Below are 19,436 nucleotides of genomic sequence, written 5' to 3'. Positions count from 1 at the left end.
GCACGGTTGACCAACCCGTCATCGGTTCGCAACCCGGTCCGCCAAACCTGGACCGGTCAGCGGCCCGAGCGGATCCGAGCCGATGAGAGGTGAGTGCCATGTGCGGTATCGGAGGCGAGTTACGCCTCGACGGGACGCCACCGGACGTTGCCGCCGTCGAGCGGATGCTCCCCGTCCTGGCCCCCCGAGGCCCGGACGGTGCGGGTGTGTGGCAGCACGGGCCGGCGGCTCTGGTGCACCGCCGGTTGCGCATCATCGACCTCTCCGACGCCGGCGCCCAGCCGATGGTCGATCCCGAGCTGGGCCTGGCCCTGGTCTTCAACGGTTGCATCTACAACTACCGGGAGCTGCGCGACGAACTGATCGGCCTCGGCTACTCCTTCCGGTCGACCTCCGACACCGAGGTGATCCTCAAGGCGTACCACCGGTGGGGGACGGCCTGCGTCGAACGGTTCTACGGGATGTTCGCGTTCGCCCTGGTCGAGCTGGCCACGCACACCCTGGTGCTGGCTCGCGACCGGCTCGGCATCAAGCCGCTCTACCTGTCCGAGGGGCCGGGACGGGTCCGCTTCGCCTCGACCCTGCCGGCGTTGCTCGCCGCCGGTGACGTGGACACCGACCTGGATCCGGTGGCGCTGCACCACTACATGACCTTCCACTCGGTGGTGCCCCCACCGCGCACGATCCTCGCCGGGGTCCGCAAGCTCCCACCGGCCACCGTGCGGGTGATCACCGCGGACGGCCGGAGCACCGACACGCTCTACTGGCAGCCGCAGTTCAGCCGGTCCGCGGCCGACCCGATGTCCGCCGACGAGTGGCAGGAACGACTCATGGCGGCGTTGCGCACCGCCGTACGCCGACGGATGGTCGCCGACGTGCCGGTCGGGGTGCTGCTCTCCGGCGGGCTCGACTCCAGCCTGATCGTCGCGCTGCTGGCCGAGCAGGGCCAGACCGGGTTGGCCACCTTCAGCATCGGGTTCGAGGCGGCGGCGGGGGAGAGCGGCGACGAGTTCCACTACTCCGACCTGGTGGCCCGCCACTTCGACACCGACCACCAGCAGATCCGCATCGGTGCCAGCCGGTTCGTCCCCGCCGTGCACGACGCCATCGCGGCGATGAGCGAGCCGATGGTCAGTCACGACTGCGTCGCGTTCCACCTGCTCTCCGAGGAGGTCTCGCAGCGCATCACGGTGGTGCAGTCCGGGCAGGGCGCCGACGAGATCCTGGCCGGCTACGACTGGTACCCGCCGATGGCGAACGTGGCCCGCGCGGACGCCGTCGAGGCGTACGCCCGGGTGTTCTTCGACCGTCGGCACGACGCGCTCGGCGGGCACCTGGCACCCGAGTGGATGCTCGACCACGACGCGAGCCTGGAGTTCGTCGCCGCCCACTTCGGCGCGCCCGGCGCGGAAACCGCGCTGGACGCGGCGCTGCGCCAGGACAGCCTGGTGATGCTCGTCGACGATCCGGTCAAACGGGTCGACAACATGACGATGGCCTGGGGGTTGGAGGCGCGCGTGCCGTTCCTCGACCACGAGGTGGTCGAGCTGGCCGCGGCCTGCCCACCCGCGCTGAAGCTGGCCCAGGGTGGCAAGGGCGTGCTCAAGGCGGCGAGCCGGGGCATCGTCCCGGACGAGGTGATCGACCGGCCGAAGGGCTACTTCCCGGTCCCCGCCATCCGGCACCTCTCCGGGCCACTGCTCGACGACGTGCGGGACGCGCTGACCGCCCAGCCGGCGCGCGAGCGGGGGCTGTTCCGCAAGGACTACCTGGAGGAGTTGCTGGACGCGCCGAACGCCCGGCGGACCACGCTGGGTTCCAACGCGCTCTGGCAGCTCGGGCTGCTGGAGCTCTGGTTGCAGCGGATCGGGGTTTAGATGATCGTTCGGACCGAGGTGCCGCGTATCGTCCGGCGGACCCGACCGACCAGCCCTGCGCCGGCGGTGCCGGTGCCGGTGAGCGAGGACTACCGTCCGGCGCCGTCGCCCGACGGCCGCCGGGTGGCGTACCTCTCCGACCAGGGCGGCAGCCCACGCGTCTGGGTCCGCGACGTCGACACCGCCGAGGCCGTCGCACTGCCCACCGGTGACGAGCCGGTGCTGGCGCTGAGCTGGTCCCCGGACGGGCGGTGGCTGGCCTGTGTCGTCGCCCCCGGTGGCGCGCCCCGCACCGAGCTGTGGGTGCTGCGCCCGGACGGTTCGCGACGCCGGCAGGTCGCCGGGTTCGGCAGGTGCAGCGCCGCGCTGGCCGGCTGGCTGCCCGACGGCGCGGTCCTGATGGTCACCGAGACCGACGAGCGGGGCCGGGCCGTCCTGGTCGACGCGGGCACCGGGCACCGGCGGGTGCTCGCCGAGGGTGATCTGCTCACCCTCCTGGACGTGACCCCGGACGCCGGCGCCGCGCTGCTGCGCCGTGGCCCTCGCAACGCCCGGTGGTTGGAGCTGCTCGACGTGGCGACAGGCGAACAGCTGCGGTTGTTCCCGGACACCGGCCAGGGCAGCACCGACCAGGGCTGGTTCGGCCCGGACGGCACGAGCGTGCTGGCCCGTAGCGACGCGTTCTCGGAGCTGGCCGCGCTGGTGCGGGTCGACCTGACCCGACCGGAGCGGACGCCGACCCGGCTGGCCGGGCGACCGGACGCCGAGTTGGAGCATGCCGCTCCCAGCACGGACGGGCGCCGTGTCGCGCTGCTGTGGAACACCTACGGCGGGCGCAGCGAGCTGAGCCTGCTCGACCTCACCGACGGCGTGCAGCGGGCCGCGGGCGCCCCCGGGGAGGTGCTCGACGACGCCGTGTTCGCCGCCGGCGGCGACCTGCTCTGCCTGACCGCGCAGGGGCCGGTGCAGCCCCGGGAGGTCTGGCTCGTCGACCCGTCGTCCGGCGCGCTGCGTCCGTTGCGGCCGAGCACCCCGCCCACCGGCACGGGCGGCGGCGGGGTCGCGCCACAACTTGTCGACCTGCGCGCCCAGGACGGGTTGCCCCTCTCCGGCTGGCTCTACCGCCCCACCGGGCCGGGTCCCTGGCCGACCGCGATCAGCCTGCACGGCGGCCCGGAGGCGCAGGAGCGCCCCGGCTACAACCCGCTGTTCCAGGCCCTCGTGGCGCAGGGTGTCGCCGTGTTCGCGCCGAACGTCCGCGGGTCGTCCGGGTTCGGCCGCTCCTTCGTCGCCGCCGACAACCTCGCCGGCCGCTACGGTGCGATCGCCGATGTGGCGGCCTGTGCCGAGTTCCTCGTCGACGCCGGTGTCGCCCGGCCCGGTCAGCTCGGCTGTCTGGGCCGTTCCTACGGCGGTTACCTGGTCCTCGCGGTGCTGGTGAACTTCCCCGGGCTGTTCGCCGCCGGGGTCGCCGAGTGCGGCATCTCCGACTTCCACACCTTCTACGCCGGCACCGAACCGTGGATCGCCGCCGCCGCCGTCAGCAAGTACGGTGACCCGCGGCGGGACGCGGACCTGCTGCGGGACCTGTCGCCGCTGACCCACATCGACCGGCTGGACGTGCCGGTGCTGCTCATCCACGGCGCGAACGACACGAACGTGCCGGCCGGCGAGTCGGCGCAGGTGGCGCGGGCCCTCGCCGCCCGGGACGTGCCGCACCGGCACCTGGTGCTCACCGGCGAGGGGCACGACTTCCTGGCGCGGGCCAACCAGGAGGCGGCCCGGACGGCCACCACCGCGTGGCTGACCCGGCACCTCGCCGCGACCGCGGCCACCGTGGGCTGAGGCGTTATCCTGCGCCGGTGGAGGTCACGACGCAGGGCGAGCGGTTGGCCGCGGACCTGGGTCGCTGGTTGGCCGAGCTGACCTTCGTCGACCTGGACGTGGACGCGGTCACCGCCCGGGTGATCGACTCGGTGGTGCGGTGGGCCGAGGCGCAGGGCTGGCGGGTCTACCGGCGGGCGCCGAGCGTGCTGCCGTTGCCACCGCCGATGGAGCAGCGACACTCGGTCCTCGACGTGGCGTGTGCCCGCCCGGACGGTCCGCCGGTCGTCGTGGAGGTCGACCACACCGACCGCGCCCGTACGGTGCAGAAGCTGCACGCCGAGGCGGACGCCGGTCGCATCCCGATCTGGGTGCGGTGGGGGGTCGGACGGTTCACCGCGCCGCCACCGCCGGTGCGGATGGTGACCCTCGAGGTGACCCGTCGGGCCGGTCCCGCCGGGCGCGGACGGCTGCACAGCCGCGGCGGGGACCGCCCCGCGCCGGCGCACTCGACCGGCGGTGGCACGGTGGCCGCGCAGGCGCTGCCCATCCCACTGACCGACCCGGACGCGGACGCCGGTAAGGGCGTCGGAAGCGAATCGTAAGCGCGGATCGGCAGAGTTCTGGGTGTCACCGGAGAACACGACACAAACCCAGGAGAATCCCGATGCGCAAGCTCATCAACTCGACCTACATCACCCTCGACGGCGTCATCGACAACCCCATGTGGACCATGCCGTACTTCGACGAGGAGGCCGCCAGCCTCGCCGGGGCGCAGACCACCGAGGCCGACGCGATGCTGATGGGCCGGGCCACCTACGACGGCTTCTCCGCCGCGTGGCCGAACATGGACGAGAGCGACCCGACCACGGGCGCCGCGTTCTTCAACAACGTCAAGAAGTACGTCGCCTCGACCACCCTGACCGACCCCACCTGGAACAACACGGAGGTGCTCCAGGGCGACCTGGTCGAGGCGGTCACCGCGCTCAAGGCCCAGGAGGGCAAGAACATCATCCAGTACGGCTTCGGCTCGGTCACCGCCCAACTGATCAGGGCGGGTCTGGTGGACGAGGTCCGGTTCTGGATCCACCCGGTGCTGGAGGGCGGTCCCAGCCTCACCGCGCCGCTGACCGACGTGAAGGCGTCGTTCGACCTGGTCGACACCCGGGTGCACAAGAGCGGCGTGATCGTCGCCTCGTACGCGCCGAAGACTCCGGCCTGAGCCGAGATCAGAGCTGAGCCCGGGCCTCGCTCGGGCTCAGCTTCGCGCCCTCGGCGAGCAGCGCGTCGAACCGTTCCGGCCCGAGTTCGGCCCGCAGCCGAGCGGTCGTCCGGTCGGTGTCGTCGCGTTCGGCCGGCGCGGCGGGGGACTGCGCGGCGAGTCGGGCGGCGGCCGCGGCGCCCAGCAGCCGGGCGGCGACCTCGGGGGAGCGCGCCGCCGCCGCCATCCCCTCCAGGGGGCCGACCGCGTCGCGCATCGTCGCCATCGCCTCGGCGGCCTCGAACGCCTCGATGTGCAGGGCCAGCGCCGCGTCCGGGTCGCCGCCCTGCTCGACCGCGTAGCCCAGCTCGACCAGGACCATGGGCAGGTAGAGCGCCGGTTGCGTCTCGCTCCGGCCCAGGTCGACGAGTCGGGTGAGGTGGGTGACGGCCAGGTCGAGCTTGCCGTCGCGGCGGGCGGCCATTCCGAGGCTCATCTCCGCGAAGATCACCGCACCGGGCGAGCCCTGGTCCACCGCCAGCTCGTACGCGCGTTCGGCCAGCTCCCGACCCTGGGCGTAGTCGCGGGTCTGCACGGCGAGCCAGGCCAACCAGGACAGCTCCGCGCAGACCTGCGGCCAGAGCGCCAACTCCTCCGCCCAGCGCAGCCCCTCCCGGTGCAGCGCGACGGCGCGTTCGTGCTCGCCGCGCATGTCGGCGAGCCCACCCACCCACTCGGTCGCCCGGAGTCGACCCCACCGGTCGCCGAGGTCCGCGAACAGTGCCGCGCTGCGGGTCGCGGTGCGTTCCAGGGTGGCCTGGTCACCGTTGGCGTGCGCGAGGTGGGCCCGGGAGGTGAGCACCGCCGCCTCGGTCCACCTGTCGACGGGGGCGGTGGGCAGCAGCTCCGACGCCAGGGCCAGGTCGCCGTGCTCGATCACCGCGTTGGCCGCGAACCAGGCGGCGTGTCCACCCGGGTCGACGGCCACCGCGGCGCGTACGTCGTCGGGTGCGATCACCTCGCCCTGCGACAGGGCGAAGCCGACCCGCCAGAGGGCCGCGCGGGTCTCCTGTCCCGGGTCACCGGGCGCGGTCAGGGCCTGCCGTGCCTCGGTGAGCCGGCCGCGCAGATACCAGTACCAGCTCAGGGCGATGGCCAACCGCAGCCCGCCACCGTGGACAAGTGCCGCGCGCAGGTTCGCCGTCTCCGCGTCCAGCAGCGCCAGCCACCGTTTCTGGTCGGCGCCGCGCAGCTCGGGGTCGGCGCGTTCGGCCAGCTCGGTGAAGTAGGCGGCGTGCCGCGCGCGTACCTCCTCGGCGTCGGTCAGCCGGTCCAGACCGAACGCGGCCACCGATTCGAGCAGCCGGTAGCGCGGCTCCGCGCCGGAGTCGTCGAGCACCACCAGTGACCGGTCCACCAGCCGCGCGAGGGTGTCCAGGTCGGTGCGGCAGACGTGCTCGGCGGCCGGCGGGGTGCAGCCGTCGCGGAACACCGCCAATCGGGCCAGCACCTCCCGGTCGGGCGCGTCGAGGAGGTCCCAGCTCCAGCCGATCACCGCGGTCAGTGTCCGCTGCCGGGTCGGCACGTCCCGTTGGGCGGTGCTGAGCAACCGGAAACGGTCGTCGAGCCGGTCCACCACACCCCGCACACCGAGGGCGCGGACCCGGGTCGCGGCCAACTCCAGGGCCAGCGGTAGCCCGTCGAGGCGGCGACAGAGCTGCGCCACCGCCGGCGCGGTCTGCTCGTCGAGCCGGAAGCCGCGCTGCTGCGCGGCGGCGCGGGCGGCGAACAACCGGGCCGCCGCCGAGCGCCGGACCGCGTCGAGGTCACCGTCGACCGGCACGGGCAGCGGGGGTACGTCCCAGAGCAGCTCGCCGGTCAACCCGAGTGGCTCCCTGCTGGTGGCCAGCACGCTCACCCCGGGCGCGTCCCGCAGCAGGCGGGCCACCAGCTCGGCGGCCGGCTCGACCACGTGCTCGCAGTTGTCCAGGACGAGGAGCAGGTGCCGGTGTCGCAGAGCCGTGACCAGCCGGTCAGTGGCCGACAGGTTCGTGCCGGCGGCCTCGTGGGCGCCCAGCACCGCGAGCACCTGCTCGGCGACGCGCGGGTCGCCGGCCGACAGCGGGGCCAGCTCCACCAGCTGGACGCCGTCCGGGAAGGACTGGGTCCGGGCCGTCTCGGTGGCCAGGCGCGTCTTGCCGACCCCGCCCGGCCCGACGAGTGTGACAAGCCGTTGCCGGGGCAGCAGCGTCCGCAGCTCGGCCAGCGCCTCGGCCCTGCCGACCAGTTCGTCGAGCTGGGCCGGCAGGCTGTTGCGGATGAGCGCGGCCTTCGGAGGTGCGCTCAGGCCGGCGTCCTGTTCGAGGATCCTGCGGTGCAGGGCGACCAGCTCCGGCCCCGGGTCGAGGCCCAACTCCTCGGCGAGCCGCTCGCGCAGGTCGGCGTAGCTGTCCAACGCCTCGGACTGGCGGCCGGCCGCGTACAGCGCGCGTAGCTGCACGGCCCGCAGGCCCTCGCGCAGCGGATGCCGGGCGACCAGCTCGGCGAGGTCGGCCGCGACCAGGTCGTGCTCACCCCGGGCCAGGCGGGCCTCGGCCAGCCGTTCGTGCACGGCGAGGCGCTGCTCGGCGAGGCGGCCCGCCTCGGCGCGGACGAACTCGGCGTCGGCCACATCGGCGTACGCCTCGCCGCGCCACAGCCCGAGCGCCTCGGCCAACCGGTCGGCGTCGCTGCTGCGGGCCAACTCGGCGAACCGGTCGGCGTCGACGGTGGCGGTGCGCAGCAGGTAGCCGGGCGGTCGGGACTCGACCACCTCGCGGGCGCCCGGCTCGGCGTCGTTGAGGGCCTTGCGCAACTGGGACACCCGCACCTGGAGAGCGCCGAGCGGGTTGGCGGGGGCATCCGCGCCCCACAGGTCGTCGACGAGGCGGTCCGCCGACACGACCTGATTGCGGTTGGCCAGCAGGTCGGCCAACAACGCGCGCACCTTCGCGCCGGGCACCACCACCGGCTCGCCGTCGTCGGTGGCCACGGCGAGCGGCCCGAGCACCCCGAACTGCACGGCGGTCATCCTAGCGTCGGTAAGGCTGCCGGAAGTGAACCGTAAGCGCGTCGGCGCATCGTGTGGCCATGGACATCTATTCCGAAACACACGGCAACGGAACCGCTCGCCCCCTGGTGCTGATCCACGGCGCGCTCTCCGGCATCGGCACCTCGTTCGGCACGATCCTGCCGCTCCTGGCGAAGACCCGACAGGTGATCGCCGTCGAGTTGCAGGCCCACGGCCGCACTCCGGACGCGGACCGCCCGCTGACCGTCGAGCACTTCGCCGCCGACGTCGTGGAACTGCTCGACCGGCTGGGCGTCGCGCGGGCCGACGTGTTCGGCTGGAGCATGGGCGCCGCCGTCGCGCTGCGCCTCGGCACCGATCACCCCGACCGGGTCGGGCGGTTGGTGCTCGCCTCGGTGAGCTTCGACGACGACGGCCTGCACCCCGGGCTCCTGGACGGGATCCAGGACCTGCAACCCGAGCACCTGCACGGCTCGGAGTTCCACGAGGAGTACCTGCGGACCGCGCCGGACCCGGCGGGGTGGGCCAACCTGGTCACCAAGATGAAGGTGCTGGACGCGAACCTGCCGCAGTGGACGCCCGAGCAGATCCGCGCGCTGGCCGCACCGACCATGATCGTCCTGGCCGACTCGGACATCGTCCAGCCGGAGCACGCGGTGCGGATGTTCCGACTGCTCGGCGGCGCGGTGCCCGGCGACCTGACCGGTCTGCCGGCGTGCCGGCTGGCCGTCCTGCCCGGCACCACGCACACCTCGATCCCGCAACGCGCCGACTGGCTGGCCCCGATGATCGACGAGTTCCTGACCGAGGAGTAGAACGGCCCCCACGAAGCGTCGATCATGGACTTGTGGTGCCCACCTTGTCGGCCCGATGCCCTTTTGTGCACCACCACAACTCCATGATCGACCGAGTGGGGCGGGCGGGGTGGGGTGGGGGTTATGGGGATTGTTCGGATTTGCGGCGGATTGCGGCAAGCAGTCGGCGGACGGCGATCACGTGACCGCCCGAGGTCAACAGGATCTGCCGGTAGAGGCCGCCGGTCAGGCCGGGGAAGACGGCGCGCGTCTCGGCTCGTAGCCGGGATCGGCCCGGCCCGGCTGGGTCGAGGCGGAAGATCAGCGCGTAGGTCGAGAAGCGGTGACTGCCGCGCAGTGCCAGTTCCTGACCGGGGATCGCGGTGGCCACCCGGAACCCGGGGAACGTCGAGCCGGCGGCGAGTGGTCGTGGCCCGGACGTGACGGGGTCGGCGGCGCTCACCAGGCGGGCGTACCCGGTCATCCCCAGCCGCGCGAAGGACCTCTCCACGATGTCGGTCAGGTGGGGCCAGATCCGGTCGGTGTCCGCCGCGATGAGAGTGGAGTGTTCGTCCAGGTGGGGCAACGAGTCGATGGCCATCAACGCCTCCTCGCGTCGGCTCCATTCTCACCCGTCCCTCCCGAAGTTCGCCGCCCGCGGTCATGGCGTGTGATCGATCCAACGGGTAGAAACATGTCTACGCGTCAGAGAGCGCTCTCACGCCCCAGCTGTGCCGGTGGTACGCCTCCGGCCAGCGGAGAGGACGAACCACATGACAACCCCGTCCCGACGTACCCTCCTGCTTGCCCTTCTGGTGACCACCGCGGTCGTGACGACGAGCACGGCCGCCACCGCGGGACACCCCACGCACGGCGCACCCGACTTCGGCCCGAATGTGACGATCTTCGACCCGTCCATGCCGGTCGACGAGATCCAGCAGACCCTGGACGCGGCGCACGCCCGGCAGGTCGACAACGAGATGGGCACCGCGCGGCACGCCTACCTGTTCAAGCCGGGCACGTACGGCACGGCCGAGCAGCCCCTACAGGCGAAGGTCGGCTACTACACCGAGGTGTCCGGCCTGGGCGCCTCGCCCACCGACGTCACCGTCAACGGCAAACTCGAGGTCTACAACCGCTGCCTGGCCGACGGCGGCACCGGCAACTGCCTCGCCCTGGTCAACTTCTGGCGCACCCTGTCCAACCTGTCGCTCACCATCAACGCCGCCGGTCAGGACGACTGCCGCTCGACCGCGAACTTCTGGGCGGTGTCCCAGGCGGTGTCGATGCGCCGGCTGAACATCGGCGGCGGCGGTCTGTCGCTGATGGACTACTGCACCGCCGGCCCGCAGTACGCCAGTGGCGGGTTCATCGCCGACTCGCGGCTGCCGGCCACCACGAACGGCTCCCAACAGCAGTGGCTGACCCGCAACAGCGAGGTCGGCGGCTGGTCCAACGCGGTGTGGAACCAGGTCTTCGCGGGCGTCGAGGGCGCGCCGGACGACGCCACGTTCCCCGACCCGCCGTACACGACCCTGGAGACCACCCCGCTCAGTCGGGAGAAGCCGTACCTCTTCGTCGACGCCAAGGGTCGCTACCAGGTGCGGGTGCCCGCCGCGCAGCGGGACAGCCGGGGAGTCTCCTGGGCCGACGGCGTGACGCCGGGGCGGACCCTCGACATCGGCGACTTCTTCATCGCCAAGCCGACCGACCCGGTACGCGTCATCAACGCCCAGCTCGCGCGCGGCAAGCACCTGCTGCTCACGCCCGGCACGTACGACATCGCCCGCAGCATCGAGGTTCGGCGGCCCGGCACCGTGGTGCTCGGCATCGGGCACGCCACCCTCACGGCGGTGAACGGCGCCATCCCGCTGGACGTCGCCGGCGTGCCCGGAGTGATCGTCGCGGGCGTCACGATCGACGCGGGCCTCGTCGAGTCGCCGGTCCTGTTGCGGGTGGGCCGCCAGCACGGTCACGACGCCAGCAGCCCGACCAACCCGACCACGCTGTCCGACGTGTACTTCCGGGTCGGTGGTCCGCACATCGGGCGGACGAACACCGCGTTGGAGGTCAATAGCGACCACGTGCTCATCGACCACACCTGGGTCTGGCGTGGTGACCACGGCGTGGAGGGCTTCACCGAGGGCGTCAACGGGGACACCGACCGCTGGCGCACCAACACCGGTCGCTACGGCGCGGTCATCAACGGCGACCACGTGACCGCGACCGGCCTGTTCGTCGAGCACTTCCAGCGCTACAACACGGTGTGGAACGGCGAGCACGGCACCACGATCCTGTACCAGAACGAGCTGCCGTACGACCCGCCCACGCAGGCCGACTGGATGAACGGCGCGGTCGAGGGCTGGGCCGGGTACAAGGTCGGTGACCGGGTGCGGCACCACACCCTGTACGGCGGCGGGGTGTACGTCTTCAACCAGAACAACCCGTCGATCCACACCGAGAACGGGTTCGAGGTCCCGAACCGGCCGGGTGTGCGGCTGCACCACATCATGACCGTCAACCTCAGTGCCGGCACGATCGACCACGTGGTCAACGGCGTCGGTGCGGCGGCCGACATGACAAAGGTCGGCGCGCCGGTCTACCTCGCGCAGTACCCGACCCCGTAGGGATCTCGGGCGCACCGACGGGGCCGGAGCCGGCATGGGCTCCGGCCTCGATGGGCTGATCCGCTACGGCCTGGCTCGCCGGTCCGAGCGGTCGGCTAGCTCGACTCGTAGTCCGGCAGCGGCAGGGCTCTGGGCTGTAGGCGGCGCTCCACCGCGGCCATGGCTGCGAGCAGCGGCAGTTGGGCCATCGTGTTTCGAGCCCAGATGCCCGGGCGGCTCTTCGGCGCGATCATACCGATGAAGAGGCTCGACTGACTTCGCTCGACCATTTTTCGATGGCCCTGCTCGTAGCGCCGAAACGCGATCCGATGATCCCCGCCGGCGGACGACAACTCGCCCGCGAGTCGGTAGGCGCCGATGAGCGACAGCGTCGCCCCGGCGCCCGCCGCCGGTGACGCACAGTGCGCGGCGTCTCCAACAAGCGCCACCCGCCCGGACGACCACGACCCCATCCGCACCTGGCTCAGCGCGTCGAAGTAGAAGTCGGGATCGGCGAGTGCGCCCGCGAGGAGTTCCGGTACGACCCAGGGCAGACCCCCGAACGCCTCGCTCAGCAGCCGCTTCTGCTGCTCGACGTCCCGGTGGTCGTACGTCAGCGGCCTGCTGCGGAACAGGAAGTTCACCTTCGCCCCGGCGTGGGTGCCTGAGCGGTAGATCCCGGCCACCCTGCCCGGCTGGTTGTAGAGCGTCACCCACCGCTGCTCACCCAGGCCCGGGTCCGCGTTGGCGGACGCGAAGTAGTGGCCCAGGTGGGTAAGGAACTGCGACTCCGGGCCGAAGGCCAGATGTCGCACCGTCGAGTGCGTGCCGTCGGCGCCGACGACCAGGTCGAACCGCCTCATTCGACCGTGCTCGAAGGTGACGGTCACACCATTGTCGTCCTGCTCCATGGTGCGGATCGAATCACCGAAGATGTACTCGACGTCGTCCTTGGTCGTCTCGTACAGGATGGCCGCCAGGTCGCCGCGCATGATCTCGACCTCGGTGCCGGCGACTCCGCCCCGGATCGCTTGCATGTCGATGCGGGCCACGCTTCGGTTGGCCGCGTTCACAAAGGACATACCGAGGACGTCCGCCGCCACCGCACGGGTCTGCGACATGATCCCCATCCGCTCGGCGACGTCGACGGCCTGCCCACGTAGGTCGACGCCGTTGCCGCCCTCACGCAGGCGAGGTGCCCGCTCGACCACCGTGGGCGCAAAGCCGTGCCGGGCCAGCCAGAACGCCACGGTCGGCCCCGCGATGCTGGCACCGGAGATCAGGATCCGCCGGTTCATCGACTCCTCCTTCGTGGCACAGCGAGGAGCACGCCAGTGGCAGGTACGCCGCTTGCGTGGTCCGGTGGGGGTTTCGTAGGCTAACTGAAATGCATGTTCCACATGACGATATGGAATGGTCGTTTCAGATGTCAACCCCGGCCGCGAGCGGTGCCACCCGACGCAGAGCGGACGCCGTCCGCAATCGCCAACGCGTGTTGGACGCGACGAAGACGCTCCTCGCCGAGGGAGGTGCCACTCCCACGGTCGACGCGATCTCGCGGAGAGCGGGGGTGGGGGCGGCTACTGTCGTTCGCACCTTCGGCAGCAAGGAGGCGCTCATCGACGCCGCCGTGGCCGAGTTGCTCGTACCGCTCGTCCAGCGAGGCCGTGACGCGCTGCTCGAGCCGGATGCCGAACAAGCTCTTCGCGGCTTCCTCGTCGAGGTGATCGCGTTTCAGTCCACGTACTGGATCATGGGCGAACGACTCGGGGAGATGGACTTGCCGGCGACGACCGCGCAACGGGCCGCCCTGAACGCCGCCGGGCTCGACCTGATCACCAGGGCCCGCGACGACGGTGCGATCCGTACCGATATCGAGGCCTCCGTCGTCACCGTGCTGATCGGTGAGGTGACCTACGCGGTCGCGAGGTCGCAGTCGGCATCGCCAGCCCTCTCCGAGAGCTATGTGTCGGTCATCATGGACGGGCTTCGCCCGCAGCAGGTCAGGCCCTGAGTCATCCTCCGGGCGGACAATCACGCCAAGAGTCTTGAATTCCTACTGGGATGGTAGGAAAATAGGCGGATGCCGGCTGGTCCGTTCCTCACCTCGCGTCGGGCCGTCGACCTGATGCGGGTCGCCTCCGAGCTCTGTCCGGGCCGCTGACCGCCGACGAGCGCCGGTGCCACCCGCACCCCTCATCCGGCCTCGGCCGCAACTCACCCGCCACCCCGTGGCCCAACCGACCCCGGCGGTCTGCGCGTGGTCGCCCAGGGCACCCGCTTCCTGTCCCGCCCCCCACCGAACCCGCCACCACGGGATCGGTTCACCCCCATGGAGGTACGCCATGACATCCGACCAGTCACCGTCCACCCGACCGACCGCCGGCGAGTCCCGGCTCGCGTTCAACGAGGACTGGGTGGCGACCGTCCTCGGCCTGGCGCTGCTCGCCCTGGTCCTGATCGGCGCCATCCCCGCCGGGCTGGTGCCCTGATGACCACGGACGCGACCCGGGCGGGCGACGCGACCCGGGCGGGCGACGCGACCCGGGCGGGCGACGCGACGGGCACCGTCGACGCCGTCGGGCCGGCCCCGGCCAGCGGCCCACCCACCACCGTGGACCCGGCCGGCCCCACCCACACGGCGCGCGACGGTCGGTTCTGGGCGTGGACGGCACTCGGCCTGGTGATCGTGCTCGGCCTCGCCGCGCTCACCCGCTACCTGGAGCAGAACGTTCCCGGGTGGGCCGAGGGCACCGCCGTCGAGGACATCGGGGCGGCGATCGAGTACCCGGTCTACGCCATCCTGCTGGGCCTGCTGGGCAACGTCGCCGTCACGCTGCTCGGGTGGCGGGACCGGATAGCGGCCGCGTTCCGGACCGAGTTCTTCATCAAGACCGGCCTCGTGCTGCTCGGGGCCTCGATCAACCTGGCCGTCATCGCCAGTGCCGCCGGCCCGGCGATCGCCCAGGCGATCCTGTTGATCAGCGGGGTCTTCTTCTTCACCTGGTGGCTGGCCGGCAAGTTCGGCCTCGAGGACAAGCTGCGCGCCTTGCTCGCGTCGGCGGTGTCGATCTGCGGGGTCAGCGCGGCGATCGCCGCGGCCGGCGCGGTCCGGGCGCGCCGGGAACAGTTGGCCTACACGGCGAGCCTGGTCATCATCTTCGCGCTGCCGTCGATCTTCATCCTGCCCTGGCTGGCCGACGTGTTCGGGCTGTCCGACGCGGTGGCCGGCGCCTGGATCGGCGGCAACATCGACACCACCGCCGCGGTCACCGCCGCCGGAGCGATCGCCGGTGAGGAGGCCCTCCAGATCGCCAGCATCGTCAAGGTCACCCAGAACGCGCTGATGGGTGTGGTCGCGGTCGCGCTCACCGCGTACTTCACCCTGCGGGTGGAGCGGCGGCCCGGCGCGGAACGGCCCGGCCTGCGCGAGCTGTGGACCCGGTTTCCGAAGTTCGTCCTGGGCTTCATCGCCGCCTCGGTCATCGCCACCTGGTATCTCGACGGGGCCGGCGCGGACGGCAAGGCCACCATCGCCATCGTCAACGACCTGCGCGTCTGGTTCCTGATCCTGGCCTTCGTCAGCATCGGCCTGGAGGTCCGGGTCGCGTCGCTGCGGGAGGCCGGGTGGCGGCCGGTGGCGGTGTTCGCCAGTGCCACCGTGTTCAACCTCGCGTTGGCGCTCGGCCTGGCGTCCCTGCTGTTCCGCAACTTCTCGGCCTGAACGGGGTGAGCGCCCCGCCCCCGGCCCGTTCGGGGGCGGGGCGCTCACTACTTCCGCTCCGCACGCGAATAATTTCATCGATCAGTCGAACTCTTGCGATACGGCAACCACTCCTGCCACGATGGCCGTCAATGCCTTCCGTCCCGAAGGAGTGGTCCCCATGGCGGTCTCCCGCCGCAGGTTCGTCACGTCGGTGCTGGGCGGTTCCGCCCTCGCCGCCGCCTCCACCACCGAGCTGCTCACCACCCTGGCCAGCCCCGCCTCCGCCGCCAGTCCCCCCGGGGACGTGGTCGGCAAGGTGACGGTCGGCTACCAGGGCTGGTTCAGTGCCCCTGGCGACTCCGCGCCGATCGGCGGCTGGTGGCACTGGAGCCGCGACCGGTTCCAGCCGCCCTCGCCCGCGAACACCACGATCGTGTCCTGGCCTGACATGCGCGAGTACACGCGCAGCTACCCCACCGCGTACCCCAACCTCGGCAACGGATCGCCGGCGACCCTCTTCTCCTCCTACGACCAGCAGACGGTGGACACCCACTTCCGGTGGATGCAGGAGTACGGCTGCGACACCGCAGCCCTGCAACGCTTCAACCCGACGGGCGACGAGGGGCCGACCCGCGACGCGATGACGCTGAAGGTCCGCTCGGCGGCCGAGCGCCACAACCGCAAGTTCTACATCATGTACGACGTCACCGACTGGCTGACCATGCAGGCGGACATCAAGACCGACTGGACGACGAAGATGTCCACGCACACCGCGTCCAGCGCGTACGCCCGGCAGAACGGCAAGCCGGTCGTCTGCATCTGGGGCTTCGGCTTCAGCGAATCGAGTCGCCCCTTCACCCCCGGCCCCTGCCTGGAGGTCATCAACTGGTTCAAGGCGCAGGGCTGTTACGTCATCGGTGGTGTGCCCACCTGGTGGCGGCTGGGCCGAGAGGACTCCCGCCCCGGTTTTCTCGACGTCTACCACGCGTTCAACGCGATCTCGCCCTGGATGGTCTACCGGACCGACACCCTGGAAGGGCTCGACTCGTACTACAACAACGTCAACATCGGTGACATGGCCGACTGTGCGGCCCGTGGCATCGACTACCTGCCCTGCGTGATGCCCGGTGACCTCGCCGGTGGCCACCGGCGACACGGCGACTTCTACTGGCGGCACATCTACAACATGGTCCGGCTCGGCTCCCAGGGCCTCTACGTGTCCATGTTCGACGAGTACAACGAGGGCAACCAGATCGCCAAGACCTCCGAGACCCAGGCCACCACCCCGGCCGGCGCGAACATCCGCGCCCTGGACGAGGACGGCGTGGCCTGCTCCTCCGACTACTACCTGCGGATCACCGCCGACGGCGGCCGGATGCTCAAGGGCCAACTCGCGCTCACCGCGGTCCGCCCCACCCCACCGACGACCGGCACCCCACCCCCGACCGGCGGGAACCTGGCCGCCGGCCGGTCCACCTCGGCGAGCAGCCAGGGCGGCGGCTTCCCGTCCGGCAACGCGGTGGACACCAACGCCGGCAGCTACTGGGAGAGCGGCGGCGGCGCCTTCCCGCACTGGTGGCAGGTCGACCTCGGCGCCAGCCACCAGGTCAACAAACTCGTGGTACGACTGCCCGCCGGCTGGGGCTCGCGTACCCAGACCATCACCGTGCAGGGCAGCGTCGACGGCGGATCGTTCAGCACCATCGCCGGGGCCTCCGCGTTCGCCTTCGACCCGGCCACCGGCAACACCGTCACCCGCACGCTGACGACCACCACGACCCGCTACGTCCGCCTCAGCATCAGCGGCAACACCGGCTGGCCGGCCGCCCAACTCGCCCAGGTCGAGGTGTACGCCTCAGGCGGCACCACCGACAACCCGCCGAGCACGCCGAGCGGCCTCACCGTGACCGGCAAGACGTCGAGCAGCGTGTCCCTGGCGTGGACGGCCTCCACCGACGACACCGGGGTGACCGGTTACCAGGTGCGTCAGGGTGGCAACGTGGTCGCCACCGTCACGGGCACCACGGCTATCGTGAGCGGGCTGAGCGCGTCCACCGCGTACACCTTCACGGTCACCGCGCGCGACGCGGCCGGCAACACCTCGGCGGCCTCGAACTCGGTCACGGTCACCACGGACGCTGCGGCCAACGCGGACCTCGCTCGGGGGCGGTCCACCTCGGAGAGCAGTCACGTCCAGAGCTACGCGTCGGGGAACGTGGTCGACGGCGACGCGAACAGCTACTGGGAGAGCGCGAACAACGCGTTCCCGCAGTGGGTGCAGGTCGACCTGGGTTCCGCGCGCGCGGTCGGGCGGGTGGTGTTGAAGCTGCCGCCGTCGTCGGCCTGGGGCAGCCGGACGCAGACCATCGCGGTGCAGGGCAGCACGGACGGGGGCAGTTTCGGCACGCTGTCGGGTGCGGCGGGGCGCACGTTCGACCCGGCGTCCGGCAACCAGGTGACGATCACGTTCAGTGCCGCGCAGACGCGTTACGTCCGGGTCACCGTCACCGGGAACACCGGCTGGCCGGCCGGGCAGTTGTCGGGCCTGGAGGTGTACGCGAGCTGAGCCGAGGTGGGCGGCCGCCGGACGCCGACCGGCGGCCGACACCCACCAGGCGAGTGGGCGCAGCGCCATTGCCTTCGGCCGCGACTGCCGCGACCCTCCTCGCTGAGCTGCGTGTACCGAGCACGCTGTATTGCTCGGTCCTGCTTCAATGATGCTCATGACGCTTGATCCGACGATTGTTGTTGGCATAATCGCAGCGGCCACGGCGTTGGTGGGCTATCTCCTCAACAGCGCTGCAACAAGGCGCGGGGAAAGAGCTCAGCGATACGCGGAAGCGCTAGAAATGGTCGAGCACTACAGGCAGTTGCCCTACACTTTCTTGCGATTGCATGACGGTACGCCCGAGACTCGGACCAAGCTCGCAGAGATGCTCGGTGAGACGCAGAAATCACTGTCTTTCTATCGCCGCTGGCTCACGCTAGAGTCCGCAGAGATTGGCGCCGCTTATGACAATCTGGTCGACAAGGTGCGCGAAAGGAACAGTGAATTCAGGAAGGATGCATTGTCCAGGCCGGCCCCGGCCGCTGATATCGACATCGAGGCCGGGTACTTGTACACCTTTGATGACAGGGCGGAGCGGCTGGCATGTATCCGCCTGATGCGGAAGCACCTGGGCCTCCTCAGGAACCTGCTGTAGCAGTCCCCGATCATTACGAACCTGCGGATGTGGGCGCAGACCGTGGAACGGCTAGGGCTAGCGGACGGGCCGAGGTGGATAGGGGCGGCCCAACCCAAGTGGAGCCTCATAGAATTCCCGTGTGGGTACCTACTCAGAGCTAGCTGCGGCAGTCTCGCAGCGTCACCTGCGGAGCTACCTACCCCGTCGGTGGCTGCACGTACAGGCCGTGGCGGCCAAGGCGGAGCAGCTTGCGTACCTGGTCGGAGACGATGCAGACCTGCTGGTCGCGGCTGCCTGGCTCCACGACATCGGATACTCCCTAGCTGTCGCCGATACGGGCTTGCACTCGCTGGACGGCGCGCGCTGGCTTCGGCGTCGAGGCTTCGATGCTCGAGTCGCTGCTCTGGTTGCCCATCACTCCTGCGCCGCGTACGAAGCAGACGAGCGCGGTCTGGGTCAGGCTTTGGCCAGCGAGTTTCCCCGTGAGGAGACGGCCACCTCGGACGCACTCTGGTACGCGGACATGACGACCGGTCCAGACGGTCAGGACTTGACCGTCGATGAGAGGTTGGAGGAGATCCGAGAGCGCTACGGCCCGGACGACGTGGTGACTCGGTTCTGGCACAAAGCGGAGCCGACGCTTCAAGACGCGATACGCAGGACCAAACTACGCATGTCAGCTCAGCAGAGGTAGGGCTCGGGACTCCACTGAAATCCATGGTCGACCCGAAGCCGCATGGAGGGATGGATCGAAAGGTGGTCCAGATGGTCTTGCGCCACCCAACGCACTGACGATGACTCATTGCTGGTCGTCGGGTCGCCCGACAGGTAGCGGCCTCGGAAGCAGATCGAGAACTGCTGCCGGACCTCGCCGTCGCTGTACTGCACCACATGGTTCGGATTGCTGTAGACCCCTACCAGCCCGGCTACCTCGATCTCGACGCCTGTCTCCTCACGCGTCTCCCGTACGGCCGTCTCGGTGATGTACTCGCCGAAGTCCTGTGCGCCGCCGGGGAGTGCCCACAGATCGTTGTCGGTGCGTTGGATGAGGAGCACGCGCCCCTGGTCATCCTGGACGAAGACGGTCACAGCTACGACGATGCTGTTCGGCTTCGGGGCGCTTGGGTTGTTGAAGTGCTCGATCCGGGCCATGCCGTCAACCTTCCACTGGAC

At 70.8% G+C, this 19,436-nt stretch carries 17 protein-coding genes; 13 read left to right on the top strand and 4 right to left on the bottom strand.

Annotation, left to right across the window (positions count from 1 at the left end; genetic code table 11):
• Positions 1–98: 98 nt before the first annotated feature.
• The 4 genes from AB0A90_RS26770 to AB0A90_RS26755 all read left to right on the top strand — a co-directional run bounded on the left by AB0A90_RS26770 (position 99) and on the right by AB0A90_RS26755 (position 4,923).
• Positions 99–1,877, top strand: a complete 1,779-nt coding sequence (locus AB0A90_RS26770) for an N-acetylglutaminylglutamine amidotransferase (protein WP_357253348.1) — start codon at positions 99–101, stop codon at positions 1,875–1,877.
• On the top strand, positions 1,878–3,722 hold the full coding sequence (locus AB0A90_RS26765) for a S9 family peptidase (protein WP_357253347.1): 1,845 nt from the start codon (positions 1,878–1,880) through the stop codon (positions 3,720–3,722).
• 17 nt (positions 3,723–3,739) lie between these two features.
• Positions 3,740–4,306, top strand: coding sequence for a hypothetical protein (locus tag AB0A90_RS26760; RefSeq protein ID WP_357253345.1), 567 nt, complete (start codon positions 3,740–3,742; stop codon positions 4,304–4,306).
• 62 nt (positions 4,307–4,368) lie between these two features.
• Positions 4,369–4,923: a dihydrofolate reductase family protein gene (locus AB0A90_RS26755; RefSeq protein ID WP_357253343.1), complete on the top strand. Its 555-nt coding sequence runs from the start codon at positions 4,369–4,371 to the stop codon at positions 4,921–4,923.
• Positions 4,924–4,930: 7 nt separating this feature from the next.
• Here AB0A90_RS26755 and AB0A90_RS26750 read toward each other — a convergent pair whose 3' ends face one another.
• Positions 4,931–7,972 (bottom strand): BTAD domain-containing putative transcriptional regulator, encoded by a 3,042-nt coding sequence (locus tag AB0A90_RS26750; protein WP_357253341.1) that lies wholly within the window; start codon positions 7,970–7,972, stop codon positions 4,931–4,933.
• Positions 7,973–8,031: 59 nt separating this feature from the next.
• Here AB0A90_RS26750 and AB0A90_RS26745 point away from each other — a divergent pair, with 59 nt between their 5' ends.
• Positions 8,032–8,787, top strand: coding sequence for an alpha/beta hydrolase (locus tag AB0A90_RS26745; protein WP_357253339.1), 756 nt, complete (start codon positions 8,032–8,034; stop codon positions 8,785–8,787).
• Between the two features lie 121 nt (positions 8,788–8,908).
• On the opposite strand, the gene AB0A90_RS26740 is transcribed toward AB0A90_RS26745, so the two are convergent.
• Positions 8,909–9,367 carry a hypothetical protein gene (locus AB0A90_RS26740; RefSeq protein WP_357253337.1) on the bottom strand — a complete coding sequence of 153 codons (459 nt, stop codon included), beginning with the start codon at positions 9,365–9,367 and terminating at the stop codon, positions 8,909–8,911.
• A gap of 172 nt (positions 9,368–9,539) precedes the next feature.
• On the opposite strand from AB0A90_RS26740, the gene AB0A90_RS26735 reads away from it, so the two are divergent.
• Positions 9,540–11,393, top strand: coding sequence for an adenylyl cyclase (locus AB0A90_RS26735; protein WP_357253335.1), 1,854 nt, complete (start codon positions 9,540–9,542; stop codon positions 11,391–11,393).
• A 95-nt stretch (positions 11,394–11,488) separates the two neighbouring features.
• Here AB0A90_RS26735 and AB0A90_RS26730 read toward each other — a convergent pair whose 3' ends face one another.
• Positions 11,489–12,670, bottom strand: coding sequence for an FAD-dependent monooxygenase (locus AB0A90_RS26730; protein WP_357253334.1), 1,182 nt, complete (start codon positions 12,668–12,670; stop codon positions 11,489–11,491).
• 197 nt (positions 12,671–12,867) lie between these two features.
• On the opposite strand from AB0A90_RS26730, the gene AB0A90_RS26725 reads away from it, so the two are divergent.
• From AB0A90_RS26725 to AB0A90_RS26695, 7 genes are all read left to right on the top strand, one after another.
• The gene (locus tag AB0A90_RS26725) at positions 12,868–13,386 is read left to right on the top strand and encodes a helix-turn-helix domain-containing protein (protein ID WP_357253332.1); all 519 of its coding nucleotides are present in this window, start codon (positions 12,868–12,870) and stop codon (positions 13,384–13,386) included.
• A gap of 69 nt (positions 13,387–13,455) precedes the next feature.
• On the top strand, positions 13,456–13,536 hold the full coding sequence (locus tag AB0A90_RS26720; RefSeq protein WP_357253448.1) for a putative leader peptide: 81 nt from the start codon (positions 13,456–13,458) through the stop codon (positions 13,534–13,536).
• Between the two features lie 181 nt (positions 13,537–13,717).
• Positions 13,718–13,864, top strand: coding sequence for a hypothetical protein (locus AB0A90_RS26715; RefSeq protein WP_357253330.1), 147 nt, complete (start codon positions 13,718–13,720; stop codon positions 13,862–13,864).
• Positions 13,864–15,096, top strand: a complete 1,233-nt coding sequence (locus tag AB0A90_RS26710; protein WP_357253329.1) for a putative sulfate exporter family transporter — start codon at positions 13,864–13,866, stop codon at positions 15,094–15,096. Before AB0A90_RS26715 ends, AB0A90_RS26710 begins: the two co-directional genes overlap by 1 nt.
• 160 nt (positions 15,097–15,256) lie before the next feature.
• The gene (locus tag AB0A90_RS26705; RefSeq protein ID WP_357253327.1) at positions 15,257–17,644 is read left to right on the top strand and encodes a discoidin domain-containing protein; all 2,388 of its coding nucleotides are present in this window, start codon (positions 15,257–15,259) and stop codon (positions 17,642–17,644) included.
• Between the two features lie 157 nt (positions 17,645–17,801).
• A complete protein-coding gene (locus AB0A90_RS26700) occupies positions 17,802–18,281 on the top strand; it encodes a hypothetical protein (protein WP_357253325.1) in 480 nt (159 codons plus the stop codon).
• 121 nt (positions 18,282–18,402) lie between these two features.
• Complete coding sequence (locus AB0A90_RS26695) at positions 18,403–18,957, top strand: HDIG domain-containing metalloprotein (protein ID WP_357253323.1); 555 nt, start codon at positions 18,403–18,405, stop codon at positions 18,955–18,957.
• On the opposite strand, the gene AB0A90_RS26690 is transcribed toward AB0A90_RS26695, so the two are convergent.
• On the bottom strand, positions 18,945–19,415 hold the full coding sequence (locus AB0A90_RS26690; RefSeq protein WP_357253321.1) for an NUDIX domain-containing protein: 471 nt from the start codon (positions 19,413–19,415) through the stop codon (positions 18,945–18,947). The two genes, AB0A90_RS26695 and AB0A90_RS26690, sit on opposite strands and share 13 nt — an antisense overlap.
• Positions 19,416–19,436: the final 21 nt, after the last annotated feature.

Source organism: Micromonospora sp. NPDC049204, assembly GCF_040647935.1.
Classification (GTDB): domain Bacteria; phylum Actinomycetota; class Actinomycetes; order Mycobacteriales; family Micromonosporaceae; genus Micromonospora.
The sequence above is the reverse complement of the archived record's forward strand: the minus strand, read 5'-3'. Positions and strand labels throughout refer to the sequence as shown.

Excerpts from the sequence above, each read along its gene's own strand:
- AB0A90_RS26770 (WP_357253348.1), top strand. The coding sequence starts at position 99 with ATGTGCGGTATCGGAGGCGAGTTACGCCTCGACGGGACGCCACCGGAC.
- AB0A90_RS26765 (WP_357253347.1), top strand. The coding sequence starts at position 1,878 with ATGATCGTTCGGACCGAGGTGCCGCGTATCGTCCGGCGGACCCGACCG.
- AB0A90_RS26755 (WP_357253343.1), top strand. The coding sequence starts at position 4,369 with ATGCGCAAGCTCATCAACTCGACCTACATCACCCTCGACGGCGTCATC.
- AB0A90_RS26750 (WP_357253341.1), bottom strand. The coding sequence starts at position 7,972 with ATGACCGCCGTGCAGTTCGGGGTGCTCGGGCCGCTCGCCGTGGCCACC.
- AB0A90_RS26745 (WP_357253339.1), top strand. The coding sequence starts at position 8,032 with ATGGACATCTATTCCGAAACACACGGCAACGGAACCGCTCGCCCCCTG.
- AB0A90_RS26740 (WP_357253337.1), bottom strand. The coding sequence starts at position 9,367 with ATGGCCATCGACTCGTTGCCCCACCTGGACGAACACTCCACTCTCATC.
- AB0A90_RS26735 (WP_357253335.1), top strand. The coding sequence starts at position 9,540 with ATGACAACCCCGTCCCGACGTACCCTCCTGCTTGCCCTTCTGGTGACC.
- AB0A90_RS26730 (WP_357253334.1), bottom strand. The coding sequence starts at position 12,670 with ATGAACCGGCGGATCCTGATCTCCGGTGCCAGCATCGCGGGGCCGACC.
- AB0A90_RS26720 (WP_357253448.1), top strand. The coding sequence starts at position 13,456 with ATGCCGGCTGGTCCGTTCCTCACCTCGCGTCGGGCCGTCGACCTGATG.
- AB0A90_RS26715 (WP_357253330.1), top strand. The coding sequence starts at position 13,718 with ATGACATCCGACCAGTCACCGTCCACCCGACCGACCGCCGGCGAGTCC.
- AB0A90_RS26710 (WP_357253329.1), top strand. The coding sequence starts at position 13,864 with ATGACCACGGACGCGACCCGGGCGGGCGACGCGACCCGGGCGGGCGAC.
- AB0A90_RS26705 (WP_357253327.1), top strand. The coding sequence starts at position 15,257 with ATGGCGGTCTCCCGCCGCAGGTTCGTCACGTCGGTGCTGGGCGGTTCC.
- AB0A90_RS26700 (WP_357253325.1), top strand. The coding sequence starts at position 17,802 with ATGACGCTTGATCCGACGATTGTTGTTGGCATAATCGCAGCGGCCACG.
- AB0A90_RS26690 (WP_357253321.1), bottom strand. The coding sequence starts at position 19,415 with ATGGCCCGGATCGAGCACTTCAACAACCCAAGCGCCCCGAAGCCGAAC.